Origin of the sequence: Klebsiella sp. 141161 (assembly GCF_050600815.1) — a bacterium.
Lineage (GTDB): Bacteria > Pseudomonadota > Gammaproteobacteria > Enterobacterales > Enterobacteriaceae > Klebsiella > Klebsiella aerogenes.
Genome location: NZ_JAQIRN010000009.1, coordinates 39,825 through 65,209 on the forward strand (window position 1 = coordinate 39,825; position 25,385 = coordinate 65,209).

20 protein-coding genes are annotated in these 25,385 nt (G+C 55.6%); 12 read left to right on the plus strand and 8 right to left on the minus strand.

The features are described from left to right. Positions 1-134: 134 nt before the first annotated feature. A complete protein-coding gene (locus tag PGR79_RS20470) occupies positions 135-596 on the minus strand; it encodes an Lrp/AsnC family transcriptional regulator (protein WP_045395698.1) in 462 nt (153 codons plus the stop codon). 369 nt (positions 597-965) lie between these two features. On the opposite strand from PGR79_RS20470, the gene dpaL reads away from it, so the two are divergent. The 4 genes from dpaL (at position 966) to PGR79_RS20490 (ending at position 6,037) form a co-directional block, all read left to right on the plus strand. After that, positions 966-2,180, plus strand: coding sequence for a diaminopropionate ammonia-lyase (dpaL, locus tag PGR79_RS20475; RefSeq protein ID WP_228302372.1), 1,215 nt, complete (start codon positions 966-968; stop codon positions 2,178-2,180). A gap of 122 nt (positions 2,181-2,302) precedes the next feature. After that, entirely contained in the window at positions 2,303-3,592 is a 1,290-nt protein-coding gene (locus PGR79_RS20480) for an aromatic amino acid transport family protein (RefSeq protein ID WP_049059585.1), read from the plus strand. Positions 3,593-3,616: 24 nt separating this feature from the next. Then, a complete protein-coding gene (locus PGR79_RS20485; protein WP_430922418.1) occupies positions 3,617-4,855 on the plus strand; it encodes a Zn-dependent hydrolase in 1,239 nt (412 codons plus the stop codon). A gap of 18 nt (positions 4,856-4,873) precedes the next feature. After that, positions 4,874-6,037, plus strand: coding sequence for a M20 aminoacylase family protein (locus PGR79_RS20490; RefSeq protein WP_430922420.1), 1,164 nt, complete (start codon positions 4,874-4,876; stop codon positions 6,035-6,037). A gap of 44 nt (positions 6,038-6,081) precedes the next feature. Here the strand turns inward: PGR79_RS20490 and pncB are convergent, their stop codons facing one another. Next, complete coding sequence (gene pncB, locus PGR79_RS20495; RefSeq protein ID WP_087858165.1) at positions 6,082-7,284, minus strand: nicotinate phosphoribosyltransferase; 1,203 nt, start codon at positions 7,282-7,284, stop codon at positions 6,082-6,084. A 328-nt stretch (positions 7,285-7,612) separates the two neighbouring features. On the opposite strand from pncB, the gene pepN reads away from it, so the two are divergent. Further along, a complete protein-coding gene (gene pepN / locus PGR79_RS20500; RefSeq protein ID WP_087858139.1) occupies positions 7,613-10,228 on the plus strand; it encodes an aminopeptidase N in 2,616 nt (871 codons plus the stop codon). 97 nt (positions 10,229-10,325) lie between these two features. Here the strand turns inward: pepN and ssuB are convergent, their stop codons facing one another. The 5 genes from ssuB to ssuE are packed head-to-tail and all read right to left on the minus strand — an operon-like array spanning position 10,326 to position 14,570. Next, positions 10,326-11,099, minus strand: a complete 774-nt coding sequence (ssuB, locus tag PGR79_RS20505) for an aliphatic sulfonates ABC transporter ATP-binding protein (RefSeq protein WP_113374280.1) — start codon at positions 11,097-11,099, stop codon at positions 10,326-10,328. Continuing rightward, entirely contained in the window at positions 11,096-11,887 is a 792-nt protein-coding gene (ssuC, locus tag PGR79_RS20510) for an aliphatic sulfonate ABC transporter permease SsuC (RefSeq protein WP_015367447.1), read from the minus strand. The genes ssuB and ssuC overlap by 4 nt, the downstream gene beginning before the upstream one ends. Before the next feature lie 10 nt (positions 11,888-11,897). Continuing rightward, on the minus strand, positions 11,898-13,043 hold the full coding sequence (ssuD, locus tag PGR79_RS20515) for an FMNH2-dependent alkanesulfonate monooxygenase (RefSeq protein ID WP_015367446.1): 1,146 nt from the start codon (positions 13,041-13,043) through the stop codon (positions 11,898-11,900). Further along, positions 13,040-14,002, minus strand: a complete 963-nt coding sequence (locus PGR79_RS20520; RefSeq protein WP_411325380.1) for a sulfonate ABC transporter substrate-binding protein — start codon at positions 14,000-14,002, stop codon at positions 13,040-13,042. Before PGR79_RS20520 ends, ssuD begins: the two co-directional genes overlap by 4 nt. Beyond that, positions 13,995-14,570, minus strand: a complete 576-nt coding sequence (gene ssuE / locus PGR79_RS20525) for an NADPH-dependent FMN reductase (RefSeq protein ID WP_087858135.1) — start codon at positions 14,568-14,570, stop codon at positions 13,995-13,997. Before ssuE ends, PGR79_RS20520 begins: the two co-directional genes overlap by 8 nt. Before the next feature lie 248 nt (positions 14,571-14,818). On the opposite strand from ssuE, the gene pyrD reads away from it, so the two are divergent. Both pyrD and zapC read left to right on the plus strand, forming a co-directional pair. Next, the gene (gene pyrD, locus PGR79_RS20530) at positions 14,819-15,829 is read left to right on the plus strand and encodes a quinone-dependent dihydroorotate dehydrogenase (protein WP_042892893.1); all 1,011 of its coding nucleotides are present in this window, start codon (positions 14,819-14,821) and stop codon (positions 15,827-15,829) included. A gap of 169 nt (positions 15,830-15,998) precedes the next feature. After that, on the plus strand, positions 15,999-16,541 hold the full coding sequence (gene zapC / locus PGR79_RS20535; protein ID WP_087858134.1) for a cell division protein ZapC: 543 nt from the start codon (positions 15,999-16,001) through the stop codon (positions 16,539-16,541). Here zapC and PGR79_RS20540 read toward each other — a convergent pair. Continuing rightward, positions 16,538-17,647: a YcbX family protein gene (locus tag PGR79_RS20540; protein WP_113374277.1), complete on the minus strand. Its 1,110-nt coding sequence runs from the start codon at positions 17,645-17,647 to the stop codon at positions 16,538-16,540. The two genes, zapC and PGR79_RS20540, sit on opposite strands and share 4 nt — an antisense overlap. A gap of 98 nt (positions 17,648-17,745) precedes the next feature. Between PGR79_RS20540 and rlmKL the strand changes: the two genes are divergently transcribed. From rlmKL to pqiC, 5 genes are read left to right on the plus strand one after another with little or no spacing between them, the layout of a single operon-like run. Continuing rightward, the gene (rlmKL, locus tag PGR79_RS20545) at positions 17,746-19,851 is read left to right on the plus strand and encodes a bifunctional 23S rRNA (guanine(2069)-N(7))-methyltransferase RlmK/23S rRNA (guanine(2445)-N(2))-methyltransferase RlmL (RefSeq protein ID WP_047056208.1); all 2,106 of its coding nucleotides are present in this window, start codon (positions 17,746-17,748) and stop codon (positions 19,849-19,851) included. Positions 19,852-19,863: 12 nt separating this feature from the next. Further along, positions 19,864-21,771 (plus strand): ABC transporter ATP-binding protein, encoded by a 1,908-nt coding sequence (locus PGR79_RS20550; RefSeq protein WP_020079244.1) that lies wholly within the window; start codon positions 19,864-19,866, stop codon positions 21,769-21,771. Between the two features lie 14 nt (positions 21,772-21,785). Next, positions 21,786-23,054 (plus strand): membrane integrity-associated transporter subunit PqiA, encoded by a 1,269-nt coding sequence (gene pqiA, locus PGR79_RS20555; protein WP_032711301.1) that lies wholly within the window; start codon positions 21,786-21,788, stop codon positions 23,052-23,054. Then, on the plus strand, positions 23,044-24,684 hold the full coding sequence (pqiB, locus tag PGR79_RS20560) for an intermembrane transport protein PqiB (RefSeq protein ID WP_113374276.1): 1,641 nt from the start codon (positions 23,044-23,046) through the stop codon (positions 24,682-24,684). The genes pqiA and pqiB overlap by 11 nt, the downstream gene beginning before the upstream one ends. After that, entirely contained in the window at positions 24,681-25,244 is a 564-nt protein-coding gene (gene pqiC, locus PGR79_RS20565; RefSeq protein ID WP_049051536.1) for a membrane integrity-associated transporter subunit PqiC, read from the plus strand. The genes pqiB and pqiC overlap by 4 nt, the downstream gene beginning before the upstream one ends. Positions 25,245-25,385 lie beyond the last annotated feature (141 nt).

Below are 25,385 nucleotides of genomic sequence, written 5' to 3' on the forward strand. Positions count from 1 at the left end.
CTTCAGAGGGGGGATATCTATGTTACCTGTCATCTTCCATCAGACAAGCAGAATTCGCACATGGGAGGGCGGATTTCGGAAATAAATTAGCCGCGGGGCCGTTCTTTACCTTCCGTTTACCTCTTTTACGCGAATTATTCGATAATGACCGTCATTTCCTGCTTCGCGTTTTGCATCGATACGATGGTGCGGAAGGATTTGATATTCCCCGAGGCAAAGAAGAGCTCACGGGTCAAGGCTTCGTATTCCGCCATATCGCGGACGTTGATCACCAGTAGAAAATCGAAGTCGCCGGTGACGTAATAAACCTGCTGCACCTGCGGGCAACTGACAAACCGCTGTTTATCCTCTTCAAGTAGGTCAAGGCGTTCATTCTCGATCGTAACCTGCACCATGATGGTGGTTGGGCGGCCCACTTTACTGGCATCAACCACGCTCACGCTGCCTTTAATGATGCCAGCCTCTTCCAGCGCGGCAATTCGCCGGTTGACCGCTGAAGCGGAAAGACTGACGCGATCGGCGATTTCCCGCTGCGACAGGCGATTGTTGCGCTGTAGCAGGGTGAGAATTTTTTTATCCCAACTATCCAGTTTCATTATCTTTGTCGCCCTAAATACCTGTGATCGACCTCACGTATGCAACTTTGTTGCGTGATAGAGGTGAATCAGAGTGAAAATTGCGAAGCTATGGGCAATTTTGCGCCATTTAACCATCGGCGGCAGTGTACCATCTCAGACAGTGGTAAAGCGTGAAATCGCTACAGAAAGCCACTGACGTTATTTCTATAGCCTAAATAATTCGAGTTGCAGAAAGCCAACGCACATGCAACTTGGAGTATGACGGGTATACATCGATTTATTCGACCATCTCTTTATTGGCCGCGCGGATCCCTGCGCCCTTTATTTGGCCGGGCTGGTCGTTGATTAATTCATCGTCGTACGACGATATGGATAAAAGGTTTATTTATGACGGACACGATTAAATATCAACTCAACGCCCGGCATCTGCCGTATGAACAGGGGGTGGACCTCAGTCTGCTCAATGAAAACGTTGGCGACGAAGTGCTGGCATTCCATCAAAAATTCCCCGCCTATCGGGTAACGCCGCTGCGCAAGTTGGATTATTTAAGCCAGCGTCTCGGGCTGGGATCGTTGCATATAAAGGATGAAGCGCAGCGTTTCGGCCTTAACGCCTTTAAAGGATTAGGCGGTTCTTATGCGATGGGAAAATATCTCGCTGAACAGCTTGGGCGCGATATTAATACTTTGAGCTTTAGCGATCTTAATTCACCAGAAATTAAAGCCCGTATTAAAGATATTGTGTTTGTCACCGCCACCGATGGCAACCACGGCCGCGGCGTGGCGTGGGCGGCGGAGCAGCTTGGGCTACGGGCGGTTGTTTATATGCCTAAAGGTTCCTCGCCGGTACGCGCGCAGAATATTCGCCAGCATGGTGCTGAGTGCACAATAACCGAACTCAATTATGACGATACCGTCCGTCTGGCGGATAAAACCGCCAAAGAGCAGGGGTGGGTACTGCTGCAGGACACCGCCTGGCAGGGCTATGAACAGATCCCTACCTGGATCATGCAAGGTTATATGACGCTCGCCGTTGAAACCTGGCAGCAGTTGGCGCAAAGCGGCGCCAGGATGCCTACGCATCTGTTTTTACAAGCCGGCGTCGGCTCTTTTGCCGGCAGCATTATGGGGTATTTCGTTGAGAAGATGCAGCAGGATGCGCCGACGATAGTGATCCTTGAACCGCATAAAGCGAACTGCCTGTACCGTTCGGCAACCATCAATGACGGGCAACCGCACAGCGTCGGCGGCGACATGGCGACGTTAATGGCCGGCCTTGCTTGCGGCGAACCCAATATCACCAGCTGGCCGATGCTGCGTGACCATGCCCGTTGTTTTATCTCTGCCGATGATTGTCTTGCCGCTAACGGCATGCGCCTGCTGGCCGCGCCGCGGCCAGGTACCGATGAACCCTTTATCTCCGGCGAATCCGGCGCCATCGGCGCGGGAGTGCTTTATGCGCTGATGACCCAGCCGGAATACCGAGAACTTGCCGAAGCGCTGCGCCTGAATGCCGATGCGCAGGTCCTGTTAATCAGCACTGAAGGAGACACGTCACCGGATGTCTATGAAGACATCGTCTGGTTTGGCCGTAATGGCTAATCGCCATCGGCAATAACAAGAGGGCCATCTTACCTACCCTACGAGCCCTCGGTATGACATGCGTTCTGACTAATAACGAAAACATACGCGGATTCGCGTAATGCATAGAGAGAACCTGACCGATGAATACTGAAAATGCTGTGACAGAAAGAGGATGTTGCGATGCCGCAAAGTGGCATAGCGAAGATACCGTGTGGGTGCTTGGCCTGTTCGGCACGGCAATTGGCGCCGGGGTGTTGTTTCTGCCGATTAACGCCGGGATTGGCGGTTTCTGGCCGCTGCTTATCGTTTTTGCTCTCGCTTTTCCGATTACTTATCTGGCGCATCGCGGGCTGGCGCGATTTATTTATTCTTCCAACACGCCGGAAAGCACGATCACCGATGTCATTGGCGAGCATTTTGGCGCGCTAGCGGGGAAGGTGTTTACCGTTATCTATTTCTTCGCCGTGTACACCATTTTGATTATGTATGCGGTAGCTATTACGAATACAGCGCAGAGTTTTATCAGCCATCAGTTGGGACTGGCGGAGCCGCCGCGGGCAGTGGTGTCCATCGTGCTGATCCTCGGGCTGATGTTTATTGTCCGCCTCGGGCAGCGTTTGATTATGCGCGTGATGAGCACCCTGGTTTATCCCTTCATTATTTCACTTATTTTTATGGCGCTGTTTTTGATCCCGCACTGGAACGGCGCGATTTTGCACACCGTGAACTTCAGCGCAATGGGCGATGGGCGCGGCATTTTACTAACGCTGTGGATGACATTTCCGGTGCTGGTTATGTCGTTTAACCACTATCCGATCGTCTCGCCGATGGTCGTGCGCCAGAAGCAGCGCTACGGACTCGCGCTTGCCGAGCGCAAATGCGCGCAGATCCAGCGCTATGGCATCCTGTTAATGACCGTGGTGGTGCTATTTTTCGTTCTCAGCTGCGTGTTGAGCCTGTCGCCGCAGCAGTTAGCGGAAGCAAAAGCGCAGAATTTGTCGATCCTGTCGTACCTCGCCAACCAGTTTGAGACGCCGATTATTGCCTGGCTATCGCCAATCATTGCGTTTGTCGCGATTACGAAATCGTTTCTTGGCCACTATATCGGCGCTTATGAATCGCTGCGCGATCTGATTATCGAGGCCGCCGCCGCGCGGGGGAAAAAACCGACTATCCGCGCAGTTGACGCCGTTATTCTGGTTTTTATGGTCCTCACCTGCTGGTTCGCCGCCTATAAGAACCCAAGCATCCTCGGCATTATCGAGTGCATCAGCGGCCCGACCGGGGCGGCGATTCTACTGCTGTTGCCGATGTATGCCATTCATAAGTTACCGGTGCTGGCGCCGTATCGCGGCAAAGCCAGCAACGTTTTCGTCACCCTGATTGGGTTAATTACCGTATCCGCCATTTTTTACGGCATGTTCCAGTAACCCCGAACAATAGCGAGATGTTTTATGAGTCATGATCTACAGATAAACGGCCAGCGGCTGATCGATTCCCTGTTCGCGCTTGGTGAATGCGGCGCGTTGGAAGGCGGCGGCGTCTGCCGCCTTGCGGCGACCGCGGAAGATAAAGCCGGTAGGGACTTTGTTGTTGCCCGGATGAAAGCGCTGGGGCTGACTATCTATATCGATGCTATCGGCAACGTTACCGGTGTTTATCGCGGAGAAGAGGCGCTACCGATGGTGATGATGGGGTCGCATATCGACACCGTGGGTACTGGCGGCCTGTACGATGGCAACTACGGCGTGATGGCCGGTATCGAGGTGATTGCCGCCCTTCAGGATGCCGGGATTCGTCCGCGACGTCCGTTAGCCGTAACCTTCTTTACCAATGAGGAGGGGGTGCGCTTCCAGCCCGATATGATGGGAAGCGTGGTGTTTGCCGGGGAGTATCCACTGGCGCAGGCCCTGGCGGCAAAAGACCACAACGGCATTACTCTTGACGAGGCGCTGCGGGAGATTGGCTATAAAGGCGAACATCAGCCGGGCAATCTGCCGGTAGATAGCTACGTCGAACTACATATCGAACAGGGACCTATCCTCGATAAGGAACGGATTGATATCGGCGTCGTCACCGGCGTGCAGGGTATTTCATGGCAAGAATTTACGCTAACAGGCGTGTCGAATCATGCCGGTACGACACCTATGTCCATGCGCCGCGATGCCGGCCTTGCAGCGGCGAAAATCGCCGTTTTCGCCCGTGAACTGGCGATGGGCCTCGGCGGCAATCAGGTGTCTACCGTCGGGCATATGAGCGTTAAACCCAACCTGATTAACGTCATTCCAAATCACGTCGTGATGTCGGTGGATTTACGCAATACCGATAACACTATCTTAATTGAGGCGGAACGGCGCTTAGCCGAGTTTGTCGTCACAACGGCGCAGGAAGAGGGGGTGGAGATAGCCAGCCGTTCACTGGTGCGTTTTAACCCGGTCATTTTTGCCGATGAAATCGTCAATGCCGTTGAAGCGGAGGCGAAACGTCAAGCCCTCAGTTATCGGCGCCTGCCGAGCGGCGCCGGCCACGACGCGCAATTTATGGCTTCGGTATGCCCCGCAGGGATGATTTTTGTCCCCTGTGTTGACGGCATTAGCCACAACGTCAATGAACATAGCGAAGCCAAAGATCTCATTGCCGGCGCCAATGTGCTGCTGCAGGTGGTATTACAGCGCGCGCAGCGTGCGGCATAATTTTTACAGGAGTGAAGAATGAATCAACAACAGTTAAAGCAGCAGCTTATTGCCTGGCGCCATCACCTGCATGCCAATCCGGAAAGCGCCTTTGAAGAAGTCAAAACCTCGCAGTTTATCGCCGAGAAACTCGAAGCGATGGGCATTGAGGTTCACCGTAATATAGGTAAAACCGGGCTGGTGGGCGTGTTGAAATGCGGCGACGATAACGGTGTTATCGCCATCCGCGCCGACATCGATGCTATTCAATTGAACGAACAGGGCGAACGGCCTTACCGCTCCACGACCGCCGAACGGATGCACGGCTGCGGGCATGATGGCCATACCTGCATTGCGCTGGGCGCGGCGCAGTTGCTATTGCAGCGGCAAAACTTTAACGGAACCGTCTGTTTTGTTTTTCAACCTGCGGAAGAACCCGGTTATGGCGCCAATGCGATGATGACGGACGGCGTTATCGAGCGTTTCGGCATCGAGGAGATTTACGGCCTGCACAATATGCCGGGTATGAAAGCCGGGACCATCGCCACCCGTGTCGGCGGCATTATGGCCAGCGAAGATAACTTTATTATCCGTATTAAGGGGCAGGGGGCGCATGCCGCCCGGCCGCATATGGCGAAGGATCCGCTGGTGATTGCGGCAGAAATTATTCTGGCGCTGCAGACCATCGTTTCACGCAATATCGACCCGAACGTGCCGGCGGTGATCTCCTGTACGGAGCTTCATACTGACGGTATCCGCAATGCGATCCCCACGCATGTGGAAATTAAAGGGGATACCCGCAGCTACTCCGCTGACGTACAGGCGCTGCTGGAAGCGCGCATGCGGACCATCAGCGAAGCGATTTGCGCGATGCACGGCGCGCAGTGCGAGTTTAGCTATACCCATGAATTCGCCCCGACGGTGAACTGGCAGCAATGCGTTGATGTCGCGGTCAATGCGGCGGTGAACGTCGTGGGGGCGGAAAATGTCGACGGCAACGTCGCGCAGATGATGATTTCGGAGGACTTCGGCGCCTTCCTGCAGGAGATTCCCGGCTGTTTCATCTTTTTAGGTAACGGCGATGCGTCTGATAATCAGGGCAATACGCCGCTGCATAACGCTTGCTACGACTTTAATGATGAAATTTTACTGACCGGCGCGGAGTATTTTGCCGAGGTGATCAGGACGAGATTGCCGCAGTAGAGATGTTGGTCGGCCCGGCAGCGTAACGCCGCCGGGCCGTTTTTTTAACTCGCCTTTTTAATCGGCGGCAGATCGAAGGCCTCACGCAGGGCACGGACGAAAGCCTTGTCGTGGCAGATGGTTTTACCCGGGCTATCGGAGAGTTTCGCCACCGGCTTGCCGTTACATTCTACTAGTTTTATGACGATATTCAGCGGTTTCACCTGTGGGATGTCGCAGGTTAACCGGGTGCCGATACCGAAACTGAGATTCACCCGCGAGGAGAAGTGGCGATACAGATCGACCGCTTTGCCGAGGTCGAGGTTATCGGAGAACACCAGCACTTTACTCATCGGGTCGATACCCAATTTCTGATAATGGGCGATAGCTTTCTCGCCCCACTCCAGCGGATCCCCGGAGTCATGGCGCAGTCCCTGATAGCGGGTGGCGAATTCAGGACCGAAATCACGCAGGAAAGCGTCCATGGTGATGCAGTCGGTCAGAGCAATACCCAGCCGATCCGGATATTCCGCCAGCCAGGCGGCAAGAGCCGCGCGCTGGCTGCTGGCAAGGTTTGGACTGATCTGCTGGTGGGCCTGGAACCATTCGTGCGCCTGGGTGCCCATCGGGGTTAAATTGAGTCGGCGGGCCAGATCGTAGTTGCTGGTGCCGACAAACCACGGCTCCTGCTGCAAGCGCTGCACGATAGCGTGCTGTACTTCGCGGGAGAAGCGGCGGCGGGTGCCGAAATCCATCAGGCGGAATGCCGACATATCGATGTCGGCGGTCATGTCGGCGAAGTCGGCAAGCTTATGTTCGAGCGTCTCCAGCGCCAGGCCGACGCTGATTTCCGGCGAACGGTAGTGGTGCACCAGTTCGCTGATGACCGCCAGCAGCGGCACTTCCCACATGATCACTTCGCGCCACGGCCCGGCGAGGCGAATATTCAGCTTGCCATGATCGTTGATAACGGTGACCTGGCTTGGGTCGTAACGGAAGTCGCGTAGCCAGTCGAGATAGTCCTGCGAGAAGAACGGCAGGGTGGACAGCCAGCGATACTCATCGTCCTGCAGCTTCAGGTCGCGCATGGTTTCGACCTGCTCGCGAATCGCGTCGGCATAGATGCCGAGCAGATCGTCTCCGCGGCAGCGGAACTCTGCCGCTACCTCCACATCGTAGTAGCGGTGGAAGACGGCCTGCTGCATATGCAGCTTATAGGCATCCGTATCAAGCAGCGAGTGCAGTACAGGAGAAGTGAATTGTGTCATGGTGCGCAGTAGCATCCTCTCACTGGGGCGTTCCATTCAAACCAAAGCAGAAAAAAGGAGGCGGAGTATACCTTTAATACCCGGTGCTGTCCTGCTGCGATGGCTCGACGGTAACGCTGACGGTCATTTGCGAGGCCTAGTTTAATATATTGAACACGGATCACACCACAAGCTTTGCGCCGGGTCGAGCGCATTTCGTGCCTCATGTGTTATCAAAATGTAGCGATTTTCGTGTTGAACGTTGAAAAGATGAAGATTCTGCATAGCGCGATCTGCGCAACAGGAATAGACTGGAGCCGATACTTTACAGACACGCTAAAGGTTTTTTATGACACAACAGCCCCAAGCCAAATACCGCCACGACTACCGTGCGCCGGATTATCTGATTAGCGATATTGATTTGACCTTTGACCTGGATGCCGCGAAAACCGTTGTCACGGCCGAGAGTAAGGTTTCCCGTCACGCGGCTGCGTCTGATGTGCCATTGCGTCTGGATGGCGAAGACCTGACTCTGATTTCACTACAGGTGAACGGCCAGCCGTGGAACGACTATAAAGAAGAAAATAATCAGCTGGTGATTGGCGGTTTGCCGGACAGTTTCACCCTGACTATCGTCAATGAAATTAGCCCGGCGGCGAACACCGCGCTGGAAGGCCTGTATCAGTCAGGCGAAGCGCTATGTACCCAGTGCGAAGCAGAGGGCTTCCGCCATATTACCTGGTACCTCGACCGTCCGGATGTGCTGGCGCGCTTCACCACCAAAATCATCGCCGATAAGGCGAAATACCCCTACCTGCTTTCTAACGGTAACCGCGTAGCCCAGGGTGAGCTGGACAATGGTCGTCACTGGATCCAATGGCAGGATCCGTTCCCGAAACCCTGTTACCTGTTCGCGCTGGTAGCCGGCGATTTCGACGTGCTGCGTGACACCTTCACCACCCGTTCCGGGCGTGAAGTCGCCCTTGAACTGTACGTTGACCGCGGCAACCTCGACCGCGCGCCGTGGGCGATGACTTCGCTGAAGAATTCGATGAAGTGGGACGAAACTCGTTTCGGTCTCGAATATGACCTCGACATCTATATGATCGTCGCCGTCGACTTCTTCAACATGGGCGCGATGGAGAACAAAGGCCTCAACGTCTTTAACTCTAAATACGTGCTGGCCCGTACCGATACCGCGACCGATAAAGACTACCTCGATATCGAGCGCGTCATAGGTCACGAATATTTCCATAACTGGACCGGCAACCGCGTGACCTGTCGCGACTGGTTCCAGCTCAGCCTGAAAGAAGGGCTGACCGTATTCCGCGATCAGGAGTTCAGTTCCGATCTCGGCTCGCGTGCGGTAAACCGTATCAATAACGTGCGTACCATGCGCGGGCTACAGTTTGCCGAAGACGCCAGCCCGATGGCGCACCCGATCCGTCCGGATATGGTTATCGAAATGAACAACTTCTACACCCTGACGGTCTACGAAAAGGGCGCCGAAGTGATCCGTATGCTGCACACCCTGTTGGGCGAAGCCAATTTCCAGAAAGGGATGCAGTTGTACTTTGAACGCCACGACGGCAGCGCCGCCACCTGCGATGATTTCGTGCAGGCGATGGAAGATGCTTCGAACGTGGATCTGTCGCATTTCCGTCGCTGGTACAGCCAGTCCGGCACGCCGGTCGTTACCGTGCATGACGACTATAACCCGGAAACCGAGCAGTACACCCTGACTATCAGCCAGCGTACGCCGCCGACCGCGGAACAGGCCGACAAGCAGCCGCTGCACATCCCGTTCAGTATCGAGCTGTACGATAACGAAGGCAAAGCGATCCCGCTGCAGAAGGGCGGTCATCCGGTACATCACGTATTGAATGTCACCCAGGCGGAACAGACATTCGTCTTTGATAACGTTTACTTCCAGCCGGTACCGGCGTTGCTGTGTGAATTCTCCGCGCCGGTCAAGCTTGAATATAAGTGGAGCGACCAGCAGCTGACGTTCCTGATGCGCCACGCGCGTAACGACTTCTCGCGTTGGGATGCCGCGCAGAGTCTGCTGGCGACCTACATCAAGCTCAACGTTAACCGTCATCAGCAGGGGCAGCCGCTGTCGCTGCCGATCCACGTCGCTGACGCCTTCCGCGCGATCCTGCTCGATGAGAAAATCGATCCGGCGCTGGCGGCGGAAATTTTAACGCTGCCGTCGGCCAACGAAATCGCAGAACTGTTCGCCATCATCGATCCGATTGCCATCGCGGCGGTGCGCGAAGCGCTGACCCGTACGCTGGCGAAAGAACTGGCCGATGAGCTGCTGGTGGTTTACAACGCCAACAAGCTCGACAGCTATCGCGTAGACCATGCCGATATCGGTAAACGTTCCCTGCGCAATACCTGCCTGCGCTATCTGGCTTTTGGCGATGTTGAATTGGCAGATAAGCTGGTGCAAGCCCAGTATCATCATGCTGACAACATGACCGACGCGTTGGCTGCGCTGTCGTCGGCGGTGGCGGCTGAGTTGCCGTGCCGTGATGCATTGATGCAGGAGTATGACGATAAGTGGCACCAGGACGGCCTGGTGATGGATAAGTGGTTTATTCTGCAGTCCACCAGCCCGGCGGCCAATGTGGTTGAGACGGTACGCGGCTTGCTCAAGCACCGTTCATTCACGATGAGCAACCCAAACCGGGTACGTTCGCTGATCGGCGCCTTCGCGAGTAGCAACCCGGCGGCGTTCCATGCCGAAGACGGCAGCGGTTACCAGTTCCTGGTGGAAATGCTGACCGAGCTCAATAGCCGCAACCCGCAGGTGGCGTCGCGTCTAATTGAGCCGCTGATTCGTCTGAAACGCTACGATGAGAAACGTCAGGCCAAGATGCGTGCGGCGCTGGAACAGCTGAAAGGGCTGGAGAATCTCTCCGGCGATCTGTTCGAGAAGATTACCAAAGCGCTGGCGTAACGGCCGCAAAATCCCCGGTAGCGCTCTCGCTTACCGGGGCTACAGCGCTGTGCGATTTGGTAGCCCGGCCGAGCGAAGCGCGGGCCGGGGACATTAGTTAGCCATGACTAAACAAACGCGGCGCACGCTCGCTGTCGCCGCGCTTCATCACCCGATCGAGCACCTGTGCTTCCAGTTCCGCCAGCTTCGCCGAGCCGAACCGCCGCGGACGCGGAATATCCACGCTCAAATCGAGGCCAATTTTCTTTTCTTCTATTAACAGCACCCGGTCGGCCATCGCCACCGCTTCACTCACATCATGAGTTACCAGCAACACGGTAAAGCCGTGTTCTTGCCAGAGCGAAACAATCAATTCCTGCATTTCCAGACGGGTGAGGGCGTCAAGCGCTCCCAGCGGTTCATCCAGCAGCAGCAGACGCGGGCGATGGATCAGCGCGCGGGCCAGCGCAACGCGCTGTTTTTGCCCGCCGGAGAGGGCCGCCGGCCACTCATCGGCTCTCTCTTCCAGCCCGACGCTGGCCAGCGCCTGGCGGGCGGCATCGCGCCACTGGCCCTTCAGCCCAAGTCCAACGTTGTCGATAACCGTTTTCCACGGCAGCAACCGCGCGTCCTGGAACATCATGCGCGTATCCTCCTGGATCTGCGCAAGCGGCGTCGCGCCTGCCAGCAGTTCGCCGCCATTGGGTTTTTCCAGCCCGGCCAGCAGGCGCAGCAGGGTGCTTTTACCGCCGCCGCTGCGGCCGACCACTGCGACAAATTGCCCGGTAGGAATATGTAAATCCAGCTCATTGAGAATGACATTGTCGCCGTAGCGTTTGCTGACCCCATTGAGTAACAGCGGGATCCCGGGATTAAGACGAGCAGTATTCATGCGTTAGCCTCCTGAAGACGGTACGCCGGGTTCCAGCGCAGCCAGACGCGTTCCAGCAGTTGCGCGCTAAAATCGGCGAGCTTGCCGAGAATGGCGTAAAGAATAATGGCGACCACCACCACATCGGTTTGCAGAAATTCGCGGGCGTTCATCGCCAGATAACCAATCCCGGCATTAGCCGAGATGGTCTCAGCAACGATAAGCGTCAGCCACATTAATCCGAGAGCGAAGCGAATGCCGACCATAATCGAGGGCAGGGCGCCGGGGAGGATTACGTGGCGGAAGAGGGCGAACCCGGATAAGCCATAGCTACGCGCCATTTCCACCAGACCGCGATCGATATTGCGGATACCGTGCCAGGTATTGATATAAATCGGAAACATCGTCCCCAGCGCGACAAGAAATATTTTGGCGCTTTCGTCAATACCAAACCACAAAATCACCAATGGAATTAGCGCCAGATGCGGCACATTGCGCAGCATCTGGATGGAGGTATCCAGCAGGCGTTCGCCCCAGCGCGAGAGGCCGCTGATGAGTCCGAGCGTCAGGCCGATGGAGCCGCCAATGGCGAAGCCGAGTAAAGCGCGCCAGGAACTGATCGCCAGGTGTTGCCACAGCTCGCCGCTGGCGGAGAGCGTCCAGAAGGCTTTCAGTACCCCCTCCGGAGAGGGGAGTATACGGGTTGAGAGCCAGCCTACCGATGACGCCAATTGCCAGATAAGCACGGTGCCCACCGGTAAAAACCAGGGAGCGAGGCGTAATAGAAGTTTTTGCGAAGAGGCTGCCATAGTTCGCTCCCTAACTTTGCGCCGCTTTACGCGGGATAAATTCGTTCGCCACCGCTTCGCCCTGCAGGCGCAAGTTTTGCGGCTGAGGGATCGTCGGGACGTTGACATCGAGCAGCGGGAACAGCAGTTCGCCGACTCGCCAGGCTTCCTCAAGGTGCGGGTAGCCGGAGAAGATAAAACTGTCGATGCCTAGTTCGGCGTATTCATTAATACGTTCGGCGACGGTAGCCGCATCGCCCACCAGCGCGGTGCCCGCGCCACCGCGCGCCAGACCGACGCCCGCCCACAGATTCGGGCTGATTTCCAGCTTGTCGCGACGGCCGTTGTGCAGCGCCGCCATGCGGTGCTGGCCAACAGAATCGGTTTGCGCGAAGGCTGCCTGCGCGCGGGCGATGGTTTCGTCATCCAGATGGGAGATTAAGCTTTCCGCCGCTTGCCATGCCTCTTCATTGGTTTCGCGAACGATGACGTGCAAACGAATACCAAAGCGGACGCTGCGGCCGAGGCGCGCGGCTTTCTCACGCACCTGGGCGATTTTTTCCGCCACCTGCGCTGGCGGTTCGCCCCAGGTCAGGTAGAGGTCGACCTGTTCGGCGGCCAGATCCTGTGCAACGTCCGAGGAGCCGCCAAAGTAGAGCGGCGGTCGCGGCTGTTGCTGCGGCGGGAAGAGCAGTTTCGCCCCGCGCACGTGCTGGTGCTTGCCGTGGAAAGTCACGGTTTCACCTTCCATCAGTTTGCGCCAGATATGGGTGAACTCGGCGGAGGCTTCGTAGCGTTCGGTGTGGTCGAGGAATACGCCATCGCCGGCTAATTCATTTGGATCGCTGCCGGTGACCAGATTGAACAAGGCCCGACCATTAGAGAGCCGGTCAAGCGTGGCAGCCTGGCGCGCGGCGACGGTGGGGGATACCACGCTTGGGCGCAGCGCGACAAGAAACTTCAGCCGTTGGGTGACGGGGATCATTGAAGCGGCAACCAGCCAGGCATCTTCGCACGAGCGTCCGGTAGGAATGAGTACGCCGGTGAAGCCGAGCCGGTCGGCGGCCTGGGCGATTTGCTGCAGATAACTGTAATCTACCGGGCGCGCGCCTTCATCGGTGCCCAGATAGCGGCCGTCACCGTGGGTGGGTAAGAACCAGAACATATTCAGACTCATGATTTCGCTCCTTGTGCGGGGGCAGGCTGCCAGATACGGTTTTGAATAGTGATTTTTTTCGGTACCAGCTTGTTTTCATAGAAGAGATCGGCGGTTTGCTGTTGGCGAGCGGCCGTTTCAGCGCTTACCGGTGATATCGCAGTGGGCGGACGATGGTCGAGATAGCTGGCAATCACCGCTTCGGGTAGACCCATCGTTTTGGCCAGCAGGGCAATACTTTGCTGGCGATGGCTAATGGTCAGGGCATCCGCCTGGCTAAAGGTCTCCAGCACGCCTTCGATAAAGGCGCCGTTCTTTTCGGCATAAGGACGAGCGGCAAGATAGAACGAACCGGTCTGCTTTAGGTCGCTACCATCTTTCAGTACCCGTACCCCGCCTTGCAGCAGCGCCGCAGAGTAATAGGGATCCCAGATGGCCCAGGCGTCGACATTGCCCTGCTGGAAGGCGGCGCGAGCATCGGCGGGAGCGAGATACACCGGCTGGATATCGCTGAATTTCAGACCTGCCTGCTGTAGAGCGCGCAGCAGCAGATTGTGCGAGCTTGAGCCCTTCTGGAACGCCACCTTACGGCCTTTCAGTTCAGCCACGCTTTTGATTGGGCTGTTATCGGCAACCAGAATCACTTCCGCTTTCGGTTTCGCTGGTTCAGCGCCGATATAGACCAGATCGGCGCCGGCAGCCTGAGCGAAAATCGGTGGGATATCGCCGGTGCTGCCGATATCAATACTGCCGACGTTCAGCGCTTCCAGCATTTGCGGCCCGGCGGGAAACTCGACCCACGAAATCTTAGTTTGCGGATAGCGTTGCTCCAGCAGTTGATGGCTCTTCGCCAGCACCATACTGACGCTGCCTTTTTGGTAGCCGATGCGTAACGCTTCCGGCGCCTGCGGGGCCGCATGCGTAATAAAGGAAAGCATGAGTAGCCCGCCGAGGGTCAGGGCACGCAGAGGATTAAGCATGCTCAACCCCCTGTAACGTCTTTAGTCCGGGGATGCGGCTGTTGCGGCGATTCAGCGCCTGCCAGAAGGTCTCCAGTGCCTGGTCGAGACGGTTTTGCAGATTCGGTGTGAACTGCGGCTTGTGTTGATAATCGGTGACCTGGCTGTCATCGGCGAATACGCCGTGGAGGATCTCCTGCGCTTTGAGAGCATTAAGCACTGGTTTAAGCGCGTAATCGACCGCCAGCATATGGGCGATGGTGCCGCCTGTCGCCAGCGGCAGGACAATTTTGCCTTCCAGAGCGCGTTCGGGGAGCAAATCCAGTAGCGTCTTCAGCGCGCCGGAAAAAGAGGCTTTATAGACGGGAGTGGCGATAATCAGGCCATCAGCGCCGGCCAGTTGTTCATTTAAGGTATGCAGAGCGGGGTTATCGAAGCGGGCGTAAAGCAGATCTTCGGGATCGAAATTCTGTAAATGCCAGTGATAGACTTCGATGTCGGCCGCGGTAAGTTTCTCTCTGGTGTACTCCAGCAATGCGCTTGAGCGAGAAGGGTAGCGGGGGCTGCCCGCGATTGTAATAACGCGCATACACTCTCCTTATAACCAAATGTTTGCATTTATCTATAATTGATAACATTTTATGGCAGTGTGACAGAGGGCGTTTATTTCCCTAAATGATTTTTCCGGCGTTAAATTGCCAAAATGCGCATAACAGGCGGCTGAGAAGTAAACGTTTGCGTTGGTCGCGTGATTTTTTGTCGCAGGTCAATTCCCTTTCGGGCGCGGATCGAACATAATACGCCCCCGGTTTGCACACCGGGAATCCAGGAGAGTTCATGTACTATCCCTTCGTTCGTAAAGCTCTTTTTCAGCTCGATCCTGAGCGCGCTCATGAAGTAACCTTCCAACAATTACGCCGCGTCACCGGCACGCCGCTGGAAATGCTGGTTCGACAAAAAGTACCGTCGAAACCCGTTACCTGCATGGGGCTCACTTTCAAGAATCCACTGGGGTTGGCGGCCGGGCTTGATAAAAACGGCGAGTGTATTGATGCGCTCGGCGCGATGGGCTTCGGCTCAATCGAAATTGGTACCGTGACTCCGCGTCCGCAGCCGGGCAATGACAAGCCGAGGATCTTCCGTCTCGTCGATGCCGAAGGTCTGATCAACCGTATGGGCTTTAATAACCACGGCGTTGATAACCTGGTCGAGAATGTGAAAAAAGCGCATTTTGACGGCGTGCTGGGGATTAATATCGGAAAAAATAAAGATACTCCGGTAGAGCAGGGTAAAGATGATTATCTGATTTGTATGGAAAAAGTCTATCCATACGCTGGATATATCGCCATTAATATCTCCTCGCCGAATACCCCGGGGTTACGTACTCTGCAATATGGCGAAGCGCTGGATGATTTACTCAGCGGTATTAAAAATAAGCAGCTCGAACTTCAACAGAAACATCAAAAATATGTTCCTGTGGCGGTGAAGATCGCCCCGGATCTTTCTGTCGAAGAATTGATCCAGGTAGCCGACAGCTTAGTCCGCCATAATATTGATGGCGTCATTGCTACCAATACCACCCTCGATCGTTCATTGGTCCAGGGGATGAAGCATTGTGATGAAACCGGTGGGTTGAGTGGTCGTCCATTACAATTAAAAAGCACCGAAATTATTCGTATGCTGGCCACGGAATTAAATGGTCGTTTGCCAATTATCGGAGTTGGCGGTATTGACTCGGTGATTGCCGCTCGTGAAAAGCTGGCTGCTGGCGCCACGCTGGTACAGATTTATTCCGGGTTTATTTTTAAAGGCCCGCCGCTGATTAAAGAAATTGTTACACACATCTAATCTTTTCCGCCTCTGAATCTTCCCCAGGGCTTTATTTCCAGCCCTGGTTGTTTTATATTCCTTCATTGTTGCTTATTTAGACATTTTAGTCTTTTCTTAATTTTAGAAATTATTCTGTAGCAGGATGCCATTGCTTTGCAGAAGGAAGTGGAAGAGGACGGGGGTAGAAATGCGGATTAAACCTGACGATAACTGGCGTTGGTATTACGACGAAGAGCATGACCGCATGATGCTCGACTTGGCCAATGGTATGTTATTTCGCTCACGTTTTGCCCGGCGCATGTTAACGCCTGATGCTTTCGCGCCATCGGGATTTTGCGTCGATGACGCGGCGCTCTATTTTTCTTTTGAAGAAAAATGCCGCGAAATTGAATTAAACAAAGAGCAGCGTGCCGAATTAGTATTAAATGCCTTAACCGCGATCCGTTTTCTGAAACCACAGATGCCGAAGAGCTGGCATTTCACCACGCATCAGCAGAACTGGCAACCCGCCAGCGGCGACGCCGCCAGCGTGTGGATCAGCGATACCGGCGAGCAGGTCAATTTGCTGGTGGTTGAACCGGGTGAAAACGCCACGCTTTGCCTGCTGGCGCAGCCGGGACTAACTCTGGCTGGCCGGGTAATGCAGTTGGGCGATGTGATTAAAATTATGAATGACAGACTGCAGCCGGCGCAGAACACGGCCAGCTACAGCCTGGGGCAGGCGGTTTAAGGCGCCAGGCGCAGCGCGGTTTTCGGTACGCAGCTGCAGCATAAAATGGTGCCATCCGCGGCGACCGCATTTTTCTTTAACGGACTCACTTCACCCTCTTCCAGGCGGATCCGACAACTGCCGCAGATCCCGGCGCGGCAGGAATAAGGGATACGAATGCCCTGTTGTTCCAGCTGCTCCAGCAGCACCTGCTGGTTGTTGCCGGTAAACTGTTGCCCTTGCCACTCAATCTCAACCGTCGCTTTTGGCTGCGCATCGGCCGCCAGCGTGTCGTCGCTATCGCCAGCGCCATAGGCTTTAGCCGGGCCGCGCGTCAGCACTTCCACCTCATCACCCACGCGGATTACGCCGCTGTTGCGGGCGATCAGGTTCTGGCCAAAATCGACATCGCCGTTATCCTGCGCGGTACGAAAACGCTTTAACGTTTCCAGCGGCTCGCCGGACGGATGCTTTTGCCCACGCTCCGGGCTGACGGTGGTGAAAATGCAGCGGCTGCAGGGTTTGGCAACATCAAATACCACCTCGCCGATACGTATGACTTTCCAGCTATCTTCATCCCACGCCGCGGCACCGGTGACCACCAGATTAGGGCGAAACTGTTCTATGCTTACGCTGGCAGGGCACCGTTGCTGCAGGTCGCGAAGCGAGGCTTCATTGGCGAGCAGGTAGGGGTAACCATCGGCGAAGGAGAGGGGTACCGCGTCGTGGCGTTTTACTCGCCGGGTTAGCTGCGGCCCGAGCCAGCGCAGTTGGACGTCGCGGTTGAAGAAGCCGCTGAGCCACTGGTTGATGGCGGCTGGCGCGATTAAGGCGGTGAAATGGTTGCCCCACACCTCCGTCGGCTCGCCCTGGGGAGCGAAATCATCAAAGCGCACCAGCGCGCTGCTGCCATCCGGCGCGGTCAAGTGCAGGCCGTCATGAAGCGGCGAAGGCAGGAATTTCACCATCTGCGGAAACTGGCGCGCGGTAATAAACGTACCGTCGGTTTCAGTCAGCATAAAGATGCGGTCGAAGGCCATGCCGCTAATATCGGCAAAGGCATGGGTGACGCCAATTCCGCGCATGGATTTGACGGGATGAATAAAAAGTTTCGATAGCGTTACCATACGCTGCCCCTGGGTTCAAAAATAAGCCTTTAACTTTATGACATAGGGCACATATTGGCTATAATGCGCACCAATTTTCTTTAAGTAAAAGTGACGATATGAAATCTCTGTTTGCCAGCACGGCTCGTGGTCTCGAAGAGCTGTTAAAAACTGAACTGGAAGGACTTGGCGCCACGGAGTGCCAGGTCGTCCAGGGCGGGGTTCATTTTCAGGGAGATACGCGCCTGCTGTATCAAAGCCTGATGTGGAGCCGGCTGGCCTCGCGCATCATGCTGCCGCTGGGTGAGTGCAGCGTGTATAGCGATCTGGATCTCTACCTGGGGGTTCAATCGATTCCGTGGACGGAGATCTTTACCACTGACGCCACCTTCGCGGTGCATTTTAGCGGCCTCAATGATGAGATCCGCAATAGTCAGTATGGCGCATTAAAAGTCAAAGACGCTATCGTCGATAGCTTCACGCGTAAAAACCTGCCGCGTCCGAATGTCGATCGTGAAAATCCCGATCTGCGTATCAACGTCTGGCTGAACAAAGAGACGGCGCATATCTCGCTGGATCTGAGCGGCGAAGGTCTGCATCTGCGCGGATACCGTGATGGTACCGGCATGGCGCCTATCAAAGAAAACCTCGCGGCGGCAATCGTCATGCGCTCCGGCTGGGTGGCGGGAACGCCGCTGCTCGATCCGATGTGCGGCTCCGGCACATTGCTGATTGAAGCGGCGATGCTGGCGACCGATCGCGCGCCGGGCTTACACCGCGGCCATTGGGGATTCGGCGGCTGGGCGCAGCACGATGACGCTATCTGGAAAGAGGTAAAAGCTGAGGCGCAAACGCGCGCTCGCCAGGGGCTGGCGGCTTATGAATCACGCTTCTACGGCTCTGATGTCGACGAGCGCGTAATTGAACGCGCGCGCCGCAACGCCCGCCGCGCCGGTATTGGTGAGCTCATCAATTTCGAAGTGAAAGACGTCGCGCAGCTCAATAATCCGCTGCCGAAAGGCCCGTACGGCACCGTTATCAGCAACCCGCCATACGGCGAGCGTCTGGAAAGCGAACCGGCGCTGATTGCCCTGCACAGCCTGCTGGGACGGATTATGAAAAACCAGTTTGGCGGTTGGAACCTGTCGGTCTTCAGCGCCTCGCCGGAATTGCTGAGCTGCCTGCAGCTGCGCGCCGATAAACAGTTTAAAGCCAAAAACGGCCCGCTGGACTGCGTACAGAAGAACTATCATCTGGCGGAAAGCGAAGGCGGCAAGCCGGCGATGCTGGCGGAAGATTTCGCCAACCGCTTGCGCAAAAATCTGAAGAAGTTTGAAAAGTGGGCTCGTCAGGAAGGTATTGAATGCTATCGCCTGTACGATGCCGATTTGCCGGAATACAACGTGGCTATCGACCGCTACGGCGAATGGGTGGTGGTGCAGGAGTACGCGCCGCCGAAAACCGTCGATGCGCACAAAGCGCGCCAGCGTCTGTTCGATATTATCGCCGCGACTATCGCGGTATTGGGGATTGCGCCGAATAAACTGGTGCTGAAGACCCGTGAACGGCAGAAGGGTAAAAATCAGTACCAGAAGATGGCGGAGAAGGGCGACTTTATCGAGGTACAGGAGTATAACGCGCGTTTGTGGGTTAACCTTACCGACTATCTCGACACCGGTCTGTTCCTCGACCACCGTATCGCCCGTCGTATGCTGGGCCAGATGAGCAAGGGTAAGGATTTCCTCAACCTGTTCTCCTATACCGGCAGCGCCAGCGTCCACGCCGGTCTCGGCGGCGCGCGTTCAACCACCACCGTCGATATGTCGCGCACCTATCTGGAGTGGGCGGAACGCAACCTGCGTCTCAATGGCTTAACCGGCCGCGCGCATCGCCTGATGCAGGCGGACGTGCTGGGTTGGCTGCGGGAAAGTACCGAGCAGTTCGATCTGATCTTTATCGATCCGCCGACCTTCTCCAACTCCAAACGAATGGAAGACGCCTTTGACGTGCAGCGCGATCATATCCGTCTGATGACCGATCTAAAACGTCTGCTGCGTAAAGGCGGGACGATTATGTTCTCGAATAACAAACGCGGTTTCCGTATGGATCATGACGGGCTGGCGGCGCTTGGCCTGAAGGCGCAAGAAATTTCGCAAAAAACGCTGTCGCAGGATTTTGCCCGCAACCGTCAGATCCACAACTGCTGGCTGATTACCGCGGCCTGAAAGGAATAAAGAATGTCACTGATTAGTATGCACGGCGCCTGGCTTTCGTTCAGCGATGCGCCGCTGCTGGATAATGCTGAACTGCATATCGAAGATAACGAACGCGTTTGTCTGGTTGGGCGTAACGGCGCGGGTAAATCGACCCTGATGAAAATCCTCAACCGCGAGCAGGGTCTGGACGATGGGCGTATTATTTATGAACAGGATCTGATCGTCGCGCGTCTGCAGCAGGATCCTCCGCGTAACGTCGCCGGTACGGTGTACGATTTTGTCGCGGAAGGGATCGCCGAACAGGCGGCGTACCTGAAGGCCTATCATGACGTTTCGCATCAGGTGATGACCGATCCGAGCGACAAAAATTTAAATGAACTGGCCCGCCTGCAGGAACAGCTGGATAACCTGGGGCTGTGGCAGTTGGATAGTCGTATCAACGAAGTGATCGAGCAGCTTGGCCTTAACGCCGACGCGCAGCTTGCGTCGCTGTCCGGCGGCTGGCTGCGTAAAGCGGCGCTGGGCCGCGCGCTGGTTAGCGGGCCTCGCGTACTGCTGCTGGATGAACCGACTAACCACCTCGATATCGAAACTATCGACTGGCTGGAAGGGTTCCTCAAATCTTTCAAAGGCACCATCATCTTCATTTCGCACGACCGTTCTTTTATCCGCAATATGGCAACGCGCATCGTCGATCTCGATCGCGGCAAGCTGGTGACCTATCCGGGCAATTACGATCAATATCTGCTGGATAAAGAAGAAGCGCTGCGGGTTGAAGAGCTGCAGAATGCTGAATTCGACCGCAAGCTGGCGCAGGAAGAGGTGTGGATCCGCCAGGGGATTAAAGCGCGTCGTACCCGCAACGAAGGACGCGTCCGCGCGCTGAAAGCCATGCGTCGCGAACGCGGCGAGCGCCGTGAAGTTATGGGCAGCGCGAAGATGCAGGTCGAGGAGGCTTCTCGCTCCGGCAAAATCGTCTTTGAGATGGAAAACGTCAACTATCAGGTTGACGGCAAAGTGCTGGTCAAAGATTTCTCCGCGCAAATCCAGCGTGGCGACAAGATTGCGCTGATTGGCCCGAACGGTTGCGGTAAAACCACGCTGCTGAAGCTGATGCTCGGTCAGCTACAGGCCGATAGCGGGCGTATCCACGTCGGTACCAAGCTGGAAGTCGCCTACTTCGACCAGCACCGCGCGGAGCTGGATCCGGACCGCACGGTGATGGATAACCTTGCGGAAGGTAAGCAAGAGGTGATGGTAAACGGTAAGCCGCGTCACGTGCTGGGCTATCTGCAGGACTTCCTGTTCCATCCAAAACGGGCGATGACCCCGGTACGCGCGTTGTCCGGCGGGGAGCGTAATCGTCTGCTGCTCGCGCGCTTGTTCCTGAAACCCAGTAACTTATTGATTCTCGATGAACCGACTAACGACCTTGATGTCGAAACGCTGGAACTGCTGGAAGAGCTGATCGATGGCTACCAGGGCACCGTGATGCTGGTGAGCCACGATCGTCAATTTGTCGATAACACCGTGACCGAGTGCTGGATCTTCGAGGGCGGCGGGCGTATCGGCCAATATATCGGTGGTTATCACGACGCGCGTGGACAGCAAGCGCAGTCGCTGGCGAATAAACAGCCGATTGTAAAAAAAACGGCGGAAGTCGCTCAACCGAAAGCAGAAAGTGTCAAACGCGCCGCCAGCAAACTAAGCTATAACCTGCAGCGCGAACTGGAACAGCTGCCGCAGAAGCTGGAAGATCTGGAAACTCAACTGCAGACGCTGCAGGAAAAAGTTGCCGATCCTTCGTTCTTCGGCCAGCCGCATGACCAGACCCAGCAGGTGCTGGCGCAGTTAGCGGAAGCGGAACAGGCCCTGGAAGCGGCCTTTGAACGCTGGGAATATCTCGAAGGACTCAAAAACGGCGCTTAAGCTGAGGAGTGTTCATGTGCGATCATCATCATGCTGCGCGGCACATATTGTGCCCACAATGTGATCTGCTGGTGGCTTTGCCGCCGCTGGAGCATCGCCAGAAAGCCGCATGCCCACGCTGCGGCACCACGCTCACCACATCGTGGGACGCGCCGCGGCAGCGCCCCACGGCCTATGCGCTGGTGGCGCTGTTCATGCTGCTGCTGGCGAACCTGTTTCCTTTTGTTTATATGAAAGTCGGCGGGATCAGCAGCGAAATTGAGCTGCTGGAAATACCTAATGTGTTGTTCACCGAGGATTACGCCAGCCTCGGTACGTTCTTTTTATTGTTTGTCCAACTGGTCCCGGCGTTTTGTCTGGTAACCATCTTATTGTTGGTCAATCGCGTTCATATGCCTTCACGCTTGAAGGCGTTTCTGGCGCGCATCTTGTTTCACCTCAAAAGCTGGGGGATGGCGGAGATTTTCCTCGCCGGGGTGCTGGTCAGCTTCGTGAAGCTAATGGCCTACGGTGATATCGGCGTAGGGCTGAGCTTTGTTCCCTGGTGTCTGTTCTGCCTGCTGCAGTTGCGGGCGTTTCAGTGCGTCGATCGCCGCTGGTTATGGGACGACATTGCGCCAATGCCGGTCATTAAGCAGCCGCTACGCCCTGGCGTGCCGGGGCTGCGACAGGGGTTACGCTCCTGCTCGTGCTGTACGGCGGTGCTGCCAGCGGATGAGAAAGAGTGTCCGCGCTGTCACACCAAAGGTACCCCGCGGCGTAAAAACAGCCTGCAGTGGACGCTGGCGCTGCTGATGACATCGTTTGTGCTCTATCTACCCGCCAATATTCTGCCGATTATGATTACCGATCTGCTGGGCGATAAAATGCCGTCGACGATCATGGCGGGCGTCGTTCTGCTGTGGAGTGAGGGCTCTTACCCGGTTGCGCTGGTTATCTTTATCGCCAGTATCATGGTGCCAACGTTAAAAATGATCGCTATCGGTTGGCTGTGCTGGAGCGCGAATGGTAACGGCGCGCGTGATTCAGAGCGTATGCACCTAATCTATGAAGTGGTTGAATTTGTTGGCCGTTGGTCAATGATCGACGTTTTTGTCATCGCGGTACTCTCGGCGCTGGTGCGCATGGGAGGCTTGATGAATATCTATCCGGCGATAGGCGCGGTGATGTTCGCGCTGGTCGTTGTTATGACCATGTTCTCGGCCATGATGTTTGACCCACGTCTATTGTGGGACCGTGAACCAGATCCAAGCCATGAGGAAATGCAACAGCATGGAAAATAAGAGCGGAGAAGCGAAAGTGCAGAAGGTGAAGAACTGGTCACCGGTCTGGATCTTTCCGATTGTGACTGTGCTCATCGGCGCATGGATACTGTTTTACCACTATAGCCATCAGGGGCCGGAGGTGACGCTTATCACCACCAACGCCGAAGGCATTGAAGGGGGTAAAACGCGTATCAAGAGCCGCAGCGTTGATGTCGGGGTAGTGGAAAGCGCTATCCTGACTGATGACCTGAAACACGTAGAAATTAAAGCGCGTCTGAACTCGGGGATGCAGAAGCTACTGCATAAAGATTCGGTGTTCTGGGTGGTGAAACCGCAGGTGGGGCGCGAGGGGATCAGCGGCCTCGGCACCTTGCTTTCCGGCGCCTATATCGAATTGCAGCCAGGTAAAGCAGGTTCTGTGGCGCCGCAGTATCCATTATTGGACTCGCCGCCTCTGGCTTCACCGGATGCCAAAGGTATCCGTGTTCTGCTGGAAAGTAGCAAAGCCGGGCAACTCTCGCCTGGCGATCCGGTGCTGTTCCGCGGCTATCGCGTCGGTTCTGTTGAAACCAGCACCTTTGATACGCAGAAGCGTCGCATCACTTACCAGCTGTTTATCAACGCGCCGAACGACCGCCTGGTGACGACTAACGTTCGCTTCTGGAAAGATAGCGGTATCGCGGTTGACCTCACGTCCGCGGGGATGCGCGTTGAGATGGGATCGCTGTCGACGCTGTTTGGCGGCGGTGTAAGCTTTGACATTCCGGAAGGATTGGATCTCGGCGAGCCGGTGGCGAATAAAACGGAATACCACCTGTTTGACGATCAGAGGAGTATCCAGGATTCGGTGTTCACCCAGCATATCGATTACGTCCTGTTCTTTAAAGATTCTGTGCGTGGTCTCCAGCCGGGAGCGCCGGTTGAATTCCGCGGTATTCGCCTTGGTACCGTCGGCAAAGTACCGTTCTTTATCCCTGGTTTGAAACAGAGCCTGAACGATGATTATCGTATCCCGGTAGAAGTGCGTATTGAGCCGGAACGTCTAATCAACCAGCTGGGCGGCGACCCTAATATTCGCGCGCATATTGACGATCTGATCAATCGCGGCCTGCGCGGTTCGCTGAAAACCGGCAACCTGGTCACCGGCGCGCTGTATATCGATCTCGACTTCTATCCGAAAGCGCCTCCGCGCGGCAAGATTCAGGAGTTCGGCGGCTATCCGATCATTCCAACCGTCAGCGGCGGTCTGGCGCAAATCCAGCAGCGTCTGATGGATGCGCTCGATAAGATCAACAATCTGCCGATTAACCCACTGCTGGAGCAGGCGACCAGTACCCTGGCGCAGAGCCAGAAAACCATGCAGCGTGTCCAGACTACGCTCGACAACTTGAATAAGATCACCTCAAGCCAGTCGATGCAGCAGCTTCCTGCCGATATGCAGAGCACGTTGCGCGAGTTGAACCGCAGTATGCAGGGCTTCCAGCCGGGCTCGGCGGCCTACAATAAGATGGTTGCGGATATGCAGCGACTGGATCAGGTACTTCGTGAACTGCAGCCGGTACTGAAAACCCTCAACGACAAGAGCAATGCGCTGGTATTTGAGGCCAAGGATAAAAAAGATCCGCAGCCGAAGGGAGCGAAACAATGAAAAAGTGGTTAGTGGCGGCAGCGGTATGCGTACTGACGGCCTGCAGCAGCGGTGGTGAGAGTAAAACTTACTATCAATTACCGGTAGCAAAGAGCGGCGCGCAAAGCGCCGCCCATCAGAGCAAGAATTTGCTGTGGGTTGAGCAGGTCAGTATCCCTGATTATCTGGCCGGGAATGGCGTGGTTTATCAGACGACCGATGTGCAGTATGTGATTGCTAATAACAACCTGTGGGCCAGCCCGCTGGATCAGCAGTTACGTACCACGCTGGTGGCGAATCTGAGTAACCAACTGCCGGGTTGGGTGGTGGCATCACAGCCATTAGGCAGCGAGCAGGATACGCTTAATGTCTCCGTTAGCGGCTTCCACGGCCGCTATGATGGCCGGGTCATTGTGAGCGGTGAATGGTTGCTTAAGCATCAGGGGCAGCTGATTAAGCGTCCGTTCAATATTGAACTTAAGCAACAGCAGGATGGCTACGACGCGATGGTTAAGACCCTGGCGCAGGCCTGGAGCCAGGAAGCCACCGCGATTGCGAGTGAGCTGAACCGCCTGCCATAAGTAAAATTAATAAAATTAAAGCCGCCGCGACCTGAAAAATCGCCGCGGCTTTTTTTATTTGTCGCTTCAGATTGATAGTTGTGCTGGCTCACGATTTTTGTACAAATGAACTTTCATATAGCTCACAAATATGACACTGGC